The organism is Pseudomonas helleri (assembly GCF_009600315.1).
In the GTDB taxonomy this organism is placed as follows: domain Bacteria; phylum Pseudomonadota; class Gammaproteobacteria; order Pseudomonadales; family Pseudomonadaceae; genus Aquipseudomonas; species Aquipseudomonas helleri_A.
Genome location: NZ_WIWC01000033.1, coordinates 15,367 through 28,238 on the forward strand (window position 1 = coordinate 15,367; position 12,872 = coordinate 28,238).

A 12,872-nucleotide genomic window follows, 5' to 3' on the forward strand; every position below is an offset into this window, starting at 1 on the left:
ATCCACGCCCTTTGTTTTTTTGATCTGCATGAACGCACCCCGTCATGCTGGACAATACTAAGGCGCGGCGGTCTATAGCTCTTTAGCTAGTAGTCCGAAGCCCTTTTTTTTTGCAGACTGATGTCCCTGAATGAATAGCGTGAGGAGAAACGTATGCTGATTTTGACTCGCCGGTGCGCGGAAAGCCTGATCATAGGCGATGGTGAGATTACGGTGACCGTGCTTGGCGTCAAAGGAAACCAAGTGCGTATTGGTGTGAATGCCCCCAAGGAAGTGGCTGTACACCGTGAGGAAATCTACCTGAGGATCAAGAAGGAAAAGGACGAAGAACCAAGTCTTTAATTTTATTTAAGTTTTTAGTTGCATACGGGGAAAAGGCTGGTTATTATACGCCCCGTGTTGCGGAGAGGTGGCCGAGTGGCCGAAGGCGCTCCCCTGCTAAGGGAGTACATCTCAAAAGGGTGTCGGGGGTTCGAATCCCCCCTTCTCCGCCATTATTCATGTAGCACGTTCGAATCTAGCCGGTTTCAGTAAGTTGTTGAAATTATTGAAAAAAAAGCTTGGCAGAGAGATTCAACGGTCTATAATACGCAGCTTCAAATGCACTCGTAGCTCAGCTGGATAGAGTACTCGGCTACGAACCGAGCGGTCACAGGTTCGAATCCTGTCGAGTGCACCATTTAAGAGTTAGTTGCTTCGGTAGTTAACTTTGCTTCAACCAGGGTGGTCTGGTCTAACAAACACAACTTGCACTCGTAGCTCAGCTGGATAGAGTACTCGGCTACGAACCGAGCGGTCACAGGTTCGAATCCTGTCGAGTGCACCAAACACCAAAAAGCCTGCACATTGTGCGGGTTTTTTGCTGTCTGCGATTTGAGAAATATCGCAAGCAGCGTTTGCTCGTGAATTAACCCGGCAGGGCGATGTCGGATAGAGCGCTCAGCCTTGAGCGCTGGCGAGACCTTGGGATGTGCTCTCCCGGGCTGAACGTTCGTCGCAGAGTGAGCTTTCAAGGTAAACACTAAAAACACCCCGCAAGCATCTGTTATCGCCGAGATTTTTAGCGTCTTTAATTTTTAAGCCGTGTATGATTGCGCCCGTCAGCCCCGCCGGGGCTTGTGGAATACCTCCATGGACTTACCCAGTAGTTACTCAGCATCCTGTTTTTCCAATCATGAATTGACTGATTGATCCTTCCGGCGTGCCCTGCTGCTGGGAGTGGAGCTCGCCTATGACCGAAGTTGAAGTAAAGAAAACCCAAGACAGCCTGCAAAGCCGTCTTGCTCAAGTAATTGAGCTGCTCAATCGCCAGCGTGTGGTCGAAGACCTGACTCATCGTCAGGAAGGCCATCACCATGACCGGGTTGAAAACCTGGTCCATCGGCAAAATCTTGTTGAACTCCAGCGCAAGCTGGAAGACCTGCACTCCGCGGACGTTGCCTACATCCTGGAAGCTTTGCCGCTGGACGACCGTTTAACGGTCTGGCAGCTGGTCAAGGCTGACCGTGATGGCGACATCCTGCTTGAAGTCTCTGACTCCGTGCGTGAAACCCTGATCGCCGACATGGACGATCACGAGCTCCTGGCTGCTGCCAAGGAGATGGACGCTGACGAACTCGCTGACCTGGCCCCCGAGCTGCCGCGAGACGTTGTCCATGAGCTGATGGAGACCCTCGATGCGCAGCAGCGTGAGCGTGTTCGCTCCGCACTGTCGTATAACGAGAACCAGGTCGGCGCCTTGATGGACTTCGAGATGGTGACCATCCGCGAGGATGTCAGCCTTGAAGTGGTGTTGCGCTACCTGCGTCGGCTCAAAGAGTTGCCGGGGCATACCGATAAACTGTTTGTGGTCGATTATGACGGCGTGCTCAAGGGCGTGCTGCCGATCAAACGTTTGCTGGTCAATGACCCGGAGAAGCAAGTGGTCGATGTGATGGCCAGCGACCCGGTCAGTTTCCAGCCCGATGAAGACGCCTACGACGCTGCGCAAGCCTTCGAGCGTTATGACTTGATCTCGGCGCCCGTGGTCGACAAGAACGGCAAGCTGATTGGTCGTCTGACCATCGATGAAATGGTCGATCTGATTCGTGAGGAAAGCGAAAGCGAAGTCCTCAATATGGCGGGTTTGCGCGAAGAAGAAGACATTTTCGCGTCAGTCTGGAAGTCCCTGCGTAACCGTTGGGCCTGGTTGGCGGTCAACCTGGTGACGGCGTTTATCGCTTCGCGTGTGATCGGGCTGTTTGAAGGTTCCATTGAAAAACTGGTGGCACTGGCTGCGCTGATGCCCATTGTTGCGGGAATTGGCGGCAACTCCGGTAACCAGACCATCACCATGATCGTGCGGGCCATGGCGCTTGATCAGGTCAACACTGGCAGCACTTCGCGTCTGATGCGCAAAGAGCTGGCCGTGGGCTTGATTAACGGTCTGGTGTGGGGCGGTGTGATTGGCGTAGTGGCCTATATGCTCTACGGCAGTTGGTCGCTGGGGGTGGTGATGACAGCGGCAATGACCCTCAACTTGTTGCTGGCCGCGCTGATGGGTGTACTAATCCCCATGACGCTGGCCAAAATGGGTCGTGACCCGGCAATGGGCGCCAGTGTCATGATTACCGCCATGACGGACAGTGGTGGATTCTTTATCTTCCTGGGGTTGGCCACAATCTTCCTGCTTTAATTCATCACAGGCGCAAATCACGCCCATAAAAAAAGCCAGCTGAGCTGGCTTTTTTTATGGCTGGGCTATCAGGACGCTTTTGAGGCTGCTTCAGCATCGTGAGCGATCAGAGAGACCAGCGCATTTTGTTGACGATGTGAAAGCTGGCGAAAGCGTTGCAGCAATTCGCGTTCATGCAGGGAAAGCTCAGGGCTGTCCAGGCGCATGCTCAGATCATCACCCAGGGATCCTTCCTGAATAAGACTTTGCTCCAGGCGAGCAATGATTTCTGAGTTCATGCTGCGGTGATGTTCGCGAGCCACTTCGGCAATACGCTCGCGCATACCGTCTGGCAGGCTTACGACGAACTTGTCAGCCGTACGGCTTGAGTAAATTGCCTGTTTCAATGGGCGCATTATAGTTAACCGGTTAGTTCAGGGGAGCGGTTCTCGGAATTGGCCGCAGGATGGCACTTATGACCGTCCTTTCGACCAAATGTTCAACCTGAATTGTTAAGAGGCGCGCATCATGCCTCAAATCCGCCACTTCCCTGGCGTCAATTCTGTGACAAATATTGAACCGGATACAGGCTTTATGCCAGTAGCCAGTATCAAAATGTGCGCTGAATTGAGGCATACCGCCACATATTTCTTTAAAAAATATCCGTTCGGATAGATTTGCACGAAACATGTGCTTGAAAGTCAGTAATCGGCCCCTTACCTGTAGACATCAGTGAGGTTGGGCGCAGTTATGCGGGCGGTCAAGCCCCGGAGATCCAAAGCATGTCAGGCAAACTGATTTATTTGATGGGCCCTTCGGGCTCAGGCAAGGACAGCCTGATTGACGCAGCACGGCCTTATCTGGCGCAACGCGGATGTGAGGTCATTCGACGGGTCATCACTCGTTCCCCGGAGGCGGTGGGGGAGGATGCGTTAAGCGTTTCGCCCGAAGCCTTTGAGGCGCTCAAACAAGAAGGGGCGTTTGCCTTGCATTGGCAGGCCAATGGCCTTGAGTACGGTATTCCTGCACAACTCGACGAATGGCTAGGGGCTGGGCGCCATGTGCTGGTCAACGGCTCACGCGGGTATCTAAAGCGTGCGCGAGAGCGTTATCCGGATGTGCTGCCTATCCTGCTGCGAGTCGATACGCCAGTGCTGTATAAGCGACTGATGGCCCGTGGCCGAGAGACTCAGGAAGAAATTCTCGCGCGTCTGGAGCGCAATCATGCGTTCCTTGAATCAACCCATTCGCTGCGTGGCGAGCGTGTGCATTTGCTCGATAACTCAACGTCGCTGTCCAGCGCCGTGCAAAAACTGCTGGCGATCATTGATGAAGGTGTGGCGGCCTCAACGTAATTGCGGATCGAATTTGATCCTGCGCCCAATAATTTGTGCTACCAGCCAGCCCGCAAAAAATATTCCTGCCGCAACCAATGGTGCATCGCCCAACTCACCTTGAGTGAATACATCCAGGGCCAGGCTCAGCAACGCCATCATCAATAATCCCAAAGCAATTTTTGACATGAATTTTCAAGCTCTCTTTAAAATGCCCAGCGTTCACCGGAAGGGTTCTGAGGCGCAGCAGGTGCTTCAGTGACCCGCTGAGGCGTAACGCGAGACGTGTCTGACATAACGGCCAATTGCCCAGCAGGTCGGGCTGGTTTGTCGTAAGTGACCGCCACATCGGTGTTTTGCATGCCAGCAGGCGACACCGGTTGGAAGTGAAAAATCACCAAAACGGCCAGTGCCAAGGCATTCAACAGAATCAGGGTGCTGTTCATGGCTGTCATCTCTGAGTGCATGGACGGAAGACTGTTGTTAGAGCAGTCTTCGTGCCAACTCTTGAAGTGCGATAAAGCCTTAAAATACAGCTAGTTACAGTATGTTTTAGGTGATGATTGATTGCAAATTGCAATGATGGCAAACAGCCGTAGTGCAAAATGCACGACCTCGTGATTTCGGGATTGGGCAGAGGTCAGAAGAGGAGGGCCTGCGCGAGGTACAAGCCTGGCTTAGACTTGTCATGCTAAGGCCCACAGTTAAAAAGCTCAGGGACGACATGACAAACAAAGGCGTGCCCGTTACCATGCACGCCGTTATTTGTCTCAGTAGCTCAATTGGATAGAGCATCCCCCTCCTAAGGGGAAGGTTGCAGGTTCGAACCCCGCCTGGGACACCAAGTTTTCAAAGCCTGTGCGACCATCAATCCGGTGGTCGCTCATCTCGTGCCAGCAGCTTACAAGCCTGAGAGTTTAGCCACGCTTAGCACGAAAATAGTTTGGATGTGTGGTTTGGCCATACTTCCCGCCCAGTTCGTCTATCCCCTTATCCCTCTCCTTCGCTGAAACTGCACCCGCAGCTAGCGTTAAGGCACAGCCTGTAATGCGCAAGGATTGCAGGCAACATCCCGATGAATTCCCAATCCAGACGATCAATCAAGTGGCTGAAAAAAAAGCTGCCGTTTGCTCGCTCAGGAGAAGCCAGTGACCGCATGAGGTACGTATGGAGTCTCCAGGCGTTTGATTTCATCATCGGTCAGCACCAGCTCCAGCGCCGCGATTGCGTCGTCCAGTTGAGATGCCTTGGAGGCTCCGACGATGGGGGCTGATACCCCACGCTTGGCCAGCACCCATGCCAACGCCACTTGCGCCATCGGTAGGCCTCGCTCACCTGCGACCTGCTCTACGACATCAATCACCCGACCGTCTTCAATCTCCGTCGCCTGGTAAAACGACTGCCCGCTGATATCAGTTTTGGTACGTTCAGTCTGCTGGCCATGGGGTCTGGTCAACCTTCCGCGTGCCATCGGACTCCAGGGCATCAACCCAACTCCCTGGTCGAGGCAGAGGGGAATCATTTCCCGCTCCTCTTCTCGGTACACCAAATTCAAATAGTTCTGCATGGACACGAACCTGCTCCATCCGTTGGCCACGGCAATCTGCTGGGCTTTAGCGAATTGCCATGCATACATGGAGGACGCGCCGATGTATCTGACTTTCCCCGCCTTGACGATGTCATGCAGGGCTTCCATCGTTTCTTCGATAGGGGTGTCGTAGTCCCAGCGGTGAATCTGATACAGGTCAATGTAGTCGGTGCCCAGACGGCTCAAACTCGCATCGATACTGGTCATGATTGCCTTACGAGAAAGCCCTTTTTCATTTGGTTTTGTTGATCCTTCCCACATGTTCGCTGGGAAAAATACCTTCGTGGCGATCACGGTTTCTTCTCGACGTGTGAACTCCTTCAGCAATTTGCCAACGATGATTTCCGACGTTCCGGCGGAGTAGCTGTTCGCCGTGTCGAAAAAGTTGATCCCTTGCTCCACTGCATGCTTGATGATGGGCCGACTGGCCTCTTCGCCTAATGTCCATGGATGCGTGCCTGCATCAGGCTCACCAAAGGTCATGCACCCAAGGCACAGTCTCGAGATATCCAGGCCCGTACTGCCAAGTTTCACGTACTTCATACATTCTCCATCAGATCGTTAATTGGTCAGTCACCCGATCTGGCCGAATGCTGCTTGCCCTTACGCTAGCGCAAATCACAGCGACCCTGCGCTTAAGTAACGCAGAACTGTTTTCAGCCGCGCGTTTATTTAAGTCGAGGTCGCAGGTGCTTTGATGCAGAAGGTGCGCTGGCCGCCTTTTTTTCGGTGGAGGTTTACAGTTCGATCACAATCTTTCCGATCTGCGCATTGGATTCCATGTACTGGTGCGCTTCAACAATCTCGCTGAGCGGGAACGTTTTTGAAATCACCGGCTGCAGGGCGCCACTCTCAAGCCCTTTGGTGATGAAGTCCTTGGCGCGGTTCAAACGTTCAGGATCTTGGGTAATCTCAAACAGTTGATAGCCGCGAATGGTCAGATCTTTGCCCAGCAACTCCATGACAGGAACACTCAGGTCGGCAGTTTCAAGCGCTCCGTATTGGAAAAAGATACCTAGGTACGAAAGGGCCCTGAGGATGTTCGCGACCTCAGGGCCGCCAACTGGATCGAACGCCATTCGGGCGCCTTTACCCTCAGTTATACGATTCACTTCGGCAACCAGATCCTGCTCCTGAGTTGCAATGACGTGCGTTGCGCCGGCATCCATAAGTGCCTCGCGTTTTTCACTGGTACGGGTCAACGCCACGGGAACGGCGCCCAACAGATTTGCGATTTGGATGGCCGCCAACCCAACGCTGCTCGATGCCGCACGTATCAATACGGTCTCGCCTTTTTGCAAGTTGCCGATGTCGACCAACGCGCCATAGGCCGTTACGTACTTCATCCATGTCGCGGCCGCCTGAATGGATGTAAGTCCTGCTGGCTGCTTTACCAGCGCATGAACCGGAGCAAGGACGAGCTCTCCATACATGCCGTAATCCGCAAAAGAAAACGCGGGTATGACGTTCACCTCGTCACCTACAGCATATTCCGAGACGCCTTCACCCACCGATTCAACGGTGCCCGCTGCTTCGTATCCGAGGATCGCTGGCATCTGCGGGGTGAACGTGTACTGGCCTAATCTGTACATGGCCTCGGCACGATTCAACCCGAGTGCTTTTACCTTGATGCGGACTTCGCCGGAGGCAGGTGCTCTCACATCCACGTCATCAATTTGTAGGACTTCAGGGCCGCCCATGCGGTGGAAACGAATAACTTTAGACATTGGCAATTCCTGCGATATGGAAAAGCTCAAAACTAATCACTCGTAGCAGATTGAGGAAGACCGCCTGCGGACACAGACTGTTATCCAGAAAATACCAATGGGAATTACGCCAGATGATGGGCAGCCATCAGCGCCTTCAACCATTCAATAAAGACGTCTACTTTGGGGGGCAAAAGTTCGCGATGCGGATACAGGATCGAAACCCGTTTTGCTGGAACCTCAAGCTCGTCGAGCACTTGGACAAGCGAACCATCCTGCAAATGGCTGCGAACAGAAATTTCCAGCCCCTGAAGCAAGCCAAAGCCAGCCAACGCCGAAGCCACAAATGCCTCTGTGTCATTGACGCTGATCCCGGACGCCAACCGCATTCTTTTCACTTGCCCCTCCACCGTAAACAGCCACTCGACAGGGCGCGGGTTGTTGCCTGAAAAGTAATTGACGGCGCGGTGTACTACCAGGTCTGCGAGGGTCCGAGGAGAGCCAAAGCGCTCAAGATAGGAGGGCGCCGCGCATGTCAGCATGGGTAAATAGCCGATACTGCTGGCGATCAAACTGGAGTCTTCGAGCTCCCCCATCCTGACCACGCAATCAACACCTTCACTGAGCATATCGATGGGTTTGTCACTCGCTCCGATGGTGAGCTCAATCCCTGGGTACTGACTTTGAAAGTCCATCAGTGCAGGAATAATCAATAGTTTTGCAAGGCTGACGGGCATGTCTACGCGCAGCTTTCCGATAAGGCGGGCAGGGCGATTACCTAAAGAAGACATGGTCTGCGAAACATCTGCAAGGATCGTTTTGCAGCGCTCATAAAACGCTTCACCCTCAGGCGTTAAATTGATCTGACGCGTTGTCCGGTTGAGCAACCGCGCGCCCAGTTGTTGCTCGAGGAGCTGAATCGTTTTGGATACGGCGGGGCGGTGCAGATGTAGCGCTTGCGCAGCTTTGGTGAAGCTGCCGGTTTCGACGACGCTGACAAAAACCTGCATCGAGTGAAAGATGTCCATCAGATACACCCACGAAAATAGGCGACCAGGTCCACATTGATCTAGCCGTGACAAGGTCGTCAGAGCCCGTATTGTAAGTGCGCAATAAGCAATTTCAATCATCTGGCGGGGCAACGAACTCCGAGGTATCACTTTCACGACCTCCACCGGCAGCAGTCATGATCCGCTTTTGCGCTGATGGCTAAGACACTTCGCTATCGCGAGTGACAAGGCATCCCGCATTAATGAGCAAATCTCATAAGCCCTTGCCGTTTTCCCCGTCTACTCTCTCTCAGCTTCTTGGCCTAACGTTCTTCGACACCGCCGAGGCGTATGGGCCATTCAGTAACGAAGAGTTGTTGGGCGAGGCGCTGCAGCCCATCCGTGATCACGTGGTCATCGCCACCAAATTCGGTTACAACATTAAGCACGCAAAGTCAACATGGCATTGGTCGAGGTGGTGAAGGCCGTGGCTCAGCGTAAAAACGCCACCCCTGCGCAGGTGGCGCTGGCGTGGTTGCTGGCGCAGAAACCGTGGATTGTGCCCATTCCCGGCACCACGAAACTACACCGGCTCGACGAAAATATCGGCGCGGTAGAGCTGCTGTTGACCGGCGATGACCTGAGCTAAATTGAGCAGCAGGTGTCGCGGATTCAGGTGCAGGGCGAGCGTTTGCCACAAGCCGTGTTGAAGATGACTGGGCTCTGAGACTGACCTACAGGAGTGATGTCGATGAAACCGCTAATTGCACCATTGGTAGCGCTGTCGCTGATGGCGGGTCAAGCGTCTGCGGATGAGAACAAAGGCGTGCGTGTCACCCGGGTGGGTTCCCAGCCTTCTGTGCAGGGCGCTGCCGAGTATTTCACGGGCCGCGCACGGGTTGACGGTCTGTTTCAGACCGATGCACCGGCCCGCGTGGGAGGCGGCACTGTCACCTTCGAGCCGGGTGCGCGCACGGCCTGGCGCACTCATCCGCTGGGGCAAATGTTGATCGTCATCGCTGGTGTCGGCTATGTGCAGCAGGAAGGCCAGCCCCGTCAGGAAATTCGCCCCGGCGACACGGTATGGATCGCACCCAACGTGCGCCATTGGCATGGCGCCACGGCCACTACGGGCATGACCCACATCGCTTTGGCCGAAGCGCTGGATGGCAGCACGGTGACATGGGCCGAGCAAGTGTCTGATGACCAATATGCGGGGGGCGTGCAATGAGTACTTTCAATTTAGGTTCTGTCTGGTATCGGACCTCCCACTCGCTGGCGGCGATAGTGGCTGTGTGCCTTGGCCTGGGCGGCGTCACTGGCGCCAATGCTGATGAAAAAGGCTCGGCGCCCACTGCCGCGAATACCCCACCTGCGGCCGACAGCTTGTCGAGCAAGCAGCAGGCCATCGTCCTGATCGCCGCGTTCATGGCTTCCAGCGATATGCCGCGCTTGAATGAGGCCTTGAACCAAGGGCTGGACGCGTGCCTCACCATCAACGAAGCCAAGGAAGTGCTGGTGCAGCTTTACGCCTACACCGGTTTTCCGCGCAGCCTCAATGCACTGGGCGAACTGTTGACGGTGGTTGAGGCGCGCAAGCAGCGCGGTATCGAAGATGCGCCGGGGCATGAGCCCAGCCGTGAAATTCCCACCGGCGAAGCCTTGCGTGAGGCGGGCATTGCCAACCAGACGCGCATCTCCGGTGGCCCCGTCAAAGGGCCGGTGTTCGAATTTGCGCCGGTGATCAATCAGTACCTGCAAACCCACCTGTTCGGCGACATTTTCGAGCGCGACACGCTGGACTGGCAAAGCCGTGAGCTGGCCACCGTTGGCGCATTGGCCGCAACACCGGGCGCTGAGCCGCAACTGCGCTCGCACATGCTGGCCAGCCTGCGAGTCGGTTTGACCCCGGCGCAACTGCGCCAAGTGACGCAGGTGCTCACTGAGCGCGCCGATGAATCCGTCGCTAAACGGGCGAGCGAGGCGCTGGCACAAGCCCTTTCAGCCGCTCAATGAAGACCTGCGGTCTGGCGTTTGTGCCGCAAGACATGGTGGCCCGCGAGCTGGTGGATGGCAGCCTGCTGCGGGTACTGGAAGACTGGTGCCAGCCTTTTGATGGGTACCACCTCTATTACTCCAATCGGCGTGGCCACGGCTCGGCGCTGTGGTTGAGGCGTTGCGCTATCAGTCAGCGCCTTGATCCTGCGCCGACAACGTCCTGATCATGGCTCCTGCGCGGCGCCTTTTGCGTTGCGCTAACTGTTCCTCAGGCAACAGTTGCCTGACAGTCGTTGGCTTTTGCAACAGTCGCGCCACAGACACTTTGCGCTGTATCCCCCGTAAACAAGGCACATGGCCACTTGGCACGCTCGCTGCAATGGCTCAGTCATCGTGAGATTGACTATGCCCATAGAAACTCGCCTATTTCTTAATTCAGGTGGGGAGCAAGACCTTGAACCGCGCGCCATTGGCTACTTCAGCAGTATTCCGACATTCATCCTTATTCGCTGTCAGCAGCGCTTTATTAACCTTGGCCCCCTGGGTGTCGGCGGATGATCTGAGCCCAACGGGCGACAAACGCCTGAGCACCGTCACCGTACAGGCGGCCAAACAGACCGAGGTGCAGGCCGCCCAAGCCAAGCTCGATGAAGTCGCTGGCGGCACCAGCCTGGTGACTCAGGCCGAAGTGGAAAAAGGCCGTTCGGCCACCCTTGAAGATACTTTGGCCTATCAGCCGGGTGTCTACGCCCAAGCGGCGGGCGGCAACGACGCGATCAAGATTTCCATTCGCGGCTCCGGCGCTAACACCTCGCCCGGTTATTTTCGTGAAGGCACCAAGTTCCTGTTCGACGGCCTCGCCCTGACCGGCGCGGGTGGCACCCCTTATGAACTGCTGGACACCCAAGGGCTCAATTACACCGAAGTGTTGCGCGGGGCCAATGCCTTTGAATACGGCGCGTTGTCGCTGGGTGGGGCGATCAACTTTGTCACCCAATCCGGGCTTACTGCGCCGGGCAATCGGGTCAAGCTCGAAGGCGGCAGCTTTGGCTGGCAGAAGCAGACCTTGAGCACCGGCGGGGTAGTCGGCGACGGTGACTACTTCGTCAGCGTCGATAACTCACGTCGCGACGGTTATCAGGACTTCACCTTGGCCAAAGCCCAAGGCGTGGTCGGTAACTTCGGCTATCGCTTCAACCCCAAACTGGAAACCCGTCTGATCATTCGCTACCGCGAGGAATATCACGAGAACGCCGGTCTGCTGACCCTGGCACAGTTGAAGAAGGACTCCCGCCAGACCAACATCGCCACCCGCGACACCCGTGGCGACTCGACCAAACCCGGTTCGACGTGGGTGGGCAGCAAAACCACCTACACCTTTGATGACGACGCCACGCTGGAAGCCGGGCTGGTGTACCACAACTACCCGCAGATCCTTAGCCGCAAAAGCACGGTCAACCCCAACTACTGGGATTGGCGCGACATCAACTACTCGCTCAAATACACCCGCAAGGATGAGCTGTTTGGCCTGTCCAGCACCAGCACGGCGGGCTGGAGCAGCACCGAGCATGTGCGCGCCGGGGTGCGCACTTATCAGGGCAGCAAAGACCTCGACATCCTGCAAAAACAGGTCAAGTACGACGGCTCGTTTGACCACGTGTTCAGCCTCGGCAACGACCTGGGCCTGACCGACAACCTGTACCTGGCCACTGGCGTTTCGGCGATTCAGATCAAGCGCGATGTCAACGTGACCTTCAGCGACCGCGCCAACACCAGCGGTTTGCCGAACCACTACGACTATGACGAATGGAAGCTCGCGCCGCGCATTGGCCTGCGCTACTACATCGCCCCGGACGTGCAACTGTTCGGCAACGTCAGCCGCTCCATCGATCCGCCAAGCTCATGGTCCATCTCCGGTTCCGGGATCACCAGCAACTACGCCAAGCCGCTGGTGCCGCAAGCGGCCAACACCGTGGAGTTCGGCATCAAAGGCAAGTCGGGCATCTTCGACGGCAGTCTGGCCTTTTATAAATCGTGGATCAAAAACGAACTGCTGAGCGTCGAAGTGCTACCGGCCACGACCACTTCAGCGGCGGTGGTCTCCACCTCCAACGCCACGCCGACCATCCATCAGGGCATCGAAGCCGGTTTGAGCACGCGACTGTGGGAGGGCAGCAACGGCGACACCCTGACCTGGCGTCAGGCGTACACCCTCAACGACTTCCATTACGAGAACGACCCGCTGTTCAACAAGAACGAACTGCCCGGCTTGCCCAAGCACGTGTATCAGGGCGAGTTGCAATACCAGTTCGCCAGCGGCTTGTACGCCGGGGTCAACGTGCGCTCGGTGTCGAGCACGGCTGTCGATTACGCCAACACCTTCTACGCCCCGTCTTACACCTTGTGGGGTGCGCGGCTGGGTTACGACGATCCGGGCAAAACCTGGCAGGTGTACCTGGACCTGAAAAACCTCACCGACAAGGACTACGTCACCGCCGTGTCGCCGGTCTACAACGCGCAGGGCAAGGACGTTGCCGCGTTGTATCCGGGTGACGGGTTTGGGGCGTTTACCGGCATCACCTACAACTTCTAGGCCCATGCAGC

13 protein-coding genes, 4 tRNA genes and 2 pseudogenes are annotated in these 12,872 nt (G+C 55.8%); 13 read left to right on the forward strand and 6 right to left on the reverse strand.

Annotation, left to right across the window (positions count from 1 at the left end):
- The first annotated feature begins 153 nt into the window (after positions 1–153).
- The 5 genes from csrA (at position 154) to mgtE (ending at position 2,674) form a co-directional block, all read left to right on the forward strand.
- Complete coding sequence (csrA, locus tag GHN86_RS17310; protein ID WP_003175645.1) at positions 154–342, forward strand: carbon storage regulator CsrA; 189 nt, start codon at positions 154–156, stop codon at positions 340–342.
- A 61-nt stretch (positions 343–403) separates the two neighbouring features.
- Positions 404–494, forward strand: a tRNA-Ser gene (locus tag GHN86_RS17315).
- 108 nt (positions 495–602) lie between these two features.
- Positions 603–679: transfer RNA gene (locus GHN86_RS17320), tRNA-Arg, on the forward strand.
- A gap of 70 nt (positions 680–749) precedes the next feature.
- Positions 750–826 (forward strand) — tRNA-Arg (locus GHN86_RS17325).
- A 405-nt stretch (positions 827–1,231) separates the two neighbouring features.
- Positions 1,232–2,674: a magnesium transporter gene (mgtE, locus tag GHN86_RS17330; RefSeq protein ID WP_153382835.1), complete on the forward strand. Its 1,443-nt coding sequence runs from the start codon at positions 1,232–1,234 to the stop codon at positions 2,672–2,674.
- A 68-nt stretch (positions 2,675–2,742) separates the two neighbouring features.
- Here the strand turns inward: mgtE and GHN86_RS17335 are convergent, their stop codons facing one another.
- Positions 2,743–3,069: an Arc family DNA-binding protein gene (locus GHN86_RS17335; RefSeq protein WP_153387001.1), complete on the reverse strand. Its 327-nt coding sequence runs from the start codon at positions 3,067–3,069 to the stop codon at positions 2,743–2,745.
- Between the two features lie 366 nt (positions 3,070–3,435).
- Here GHN86_RS17335 and phnN point away from each other — a divergent pair, with 366 nt between their 5' ends.
- A complete protein-coding gene (phnN, locus tag GHN86_RS17340; protein WP_153382839.1) occupies positions 3,436–4,008 on the forward strand; it encodes a phosphonate metabolism protein/1,5-bisphosphokinase (PRPP-forming) PhnN in 573 nt (190 codons plus the stop codon).
- On the opposite strand, the gene GHN86_RS23435 is transcribed toward phnN, so the two are convergent.
- Positions 4,000–4,176 (reverse strand): PA3371 family protein, encoded by a 177-nt coding sequence (locus GHN86_RS23435; RefSeq protein WP_194286291.1) that lies wholly within the window; start codon positions 4,174–4,176, stop codon positions 4,000–4,002. The genes phnN and GHN86_RS23435 overlap by 9 nt on opposite strands.
- A gap of 17 nt (positions 4,177–4,193) precedes the next feature.
- Positions 4,194–4,433, reverse strand: coding sequence for a hypothetical protein (locus tag GHN86_RS17345; RefSeq protein ID WP_153387003.1), 240 nt, complete (start codon positions 4,431–4,433; stop codon positions 4,194–4,196).
- A gap of 321 nt (positions 4,434–4,754) precedes the next feature.
- On the opposite strand from GHN86_RS17345, the gene GHN86_RS17350 reads away from it, so the two are divergent.
- Positions 4,755–4,831 (forward strand) — tRNA-Arg (locus GHN86_RS17350).
- A 291-nt stretch (positions 4,832–5,122) separates the two neighbouring features.
- On the opposite strand, the gene GHN86_RS17355 is transcribed toward GHN86_RS17350, so the two are convergent.
- The 3 genes from GHN86_RS17355 to GHN86_RS17365 all read right to left on the reverse strand — a co-directional run bounded on the left by GHN86_RS17355 (position 5,123) and on the right by GHN86_RS17365 (position 8,309).
- Positions 5,123–6,118, reverse strand: coding sequence for an aldo/keto reductase (locus tag GHN86_RS17355; protein ID WP_153382843.1), 996 nt, complete (start codon positions 6,116–6,118; stop codon positions 5,123–5,125).
- Positions 6,119–6,312: 194 nt separating this feature from the next.
- Entirely contained in the window at positions 6,313–7,302 is a 990-nt protein-coding gene (locus tag GHN86_RS17360) for a zinc-dependent alcohol dehydrogenase family protein (RefSeq protein WP_153387005.1), read from the reverse strand.
- A 104-nt stretch (positions 7,303–7,406) separates the two neighbouring features.
- A complete protein-coding gene (locus GHN86_RS17365; RefSeq protein ID WP_153382847.1) occupies positions 7,407–8,309 on the reverse strand; it encodes a LysR family transcriptional regulator in 903 nt (300 codons plus the stop codon).
- 224 nt (positions 8,310–8,533) lie between these two features.
- Between GHN86_RS17365 and GHN86_RS24100 the strand changes: the two genes are divergently transcribed.
- The 6 genes and pseudogenes from GHN86_RS24100 to GHN86_RS17390 all read left to right on the forward strand — a co-directional run bounded on the left by GHN86_RS24100 (position 8,534) and on the right by GHN86_RS17390 (position 12,861).
- The gene (locus tag GHN86_RS24100; RefSeq protein WP_397462656.1) at positions 8,534–8,752 is read left to right on the forward strand and encodes an aldo/keto reductase; all 219 of its coding nucleotides are present in this window, start codon (positions 8,534–8,536) and stop codon (positions 8,750–8,752) included.
- Positions 8,716–8,997, forward strand: a pseudogene (locus GHN86_RS17370) (aldo/keto reductase); the annotation flags it as partial. The gene GHN86_RS24100 and the pseudogene GHN86_RS17370, both read left to right, overlap by 37 nt.
- Before the next feature lie 24 nt (positions 8,998–9,021).
- Entirely contained in the window at positions 9,022–9,501 is a 480-nt protein-coding gene (locus GHN86_RS17375; protein ID WP_153382849.1) for a cupin domain-containing protein, read from the forward strand.
- Positions 9,498–10,286, forward strand: coding sequence for a carboxymuconolactone decarboxylase family protein (locus tag GHN86_RS17380; RefSeq protein WP_153382851.1), 789 nt, complete (start codon positions 9,498–9,500; stop codon positions 10,284–10,286). Before GHN86_RS17375 ends, GHN86_RS17380 begins: the two co-directional genes overlap by 4 nt.
- A 5-nt stretch (positions 10,287–10,291) precedes the next feature.
- A pseudogene (locus GHN86_RS17385) lies at positions 10,292–10,492 on the forward strand (hypothetical protein); the annotation flags it as partial.
- Positions 10,493–10,722: 230 nt separating this feature from the next.
- A complete protein-coding gene (locus GHN86_RS17390; protein WP_228385461.1) occupies positions 10,723–12,861 on the forward strand; it encodes a TonB-dependent receptor family protein in 2,139 nt (712 codons plus the stop codon).
- Positions 12,862–12,872 lie beyond the last annotated feature (11 nt).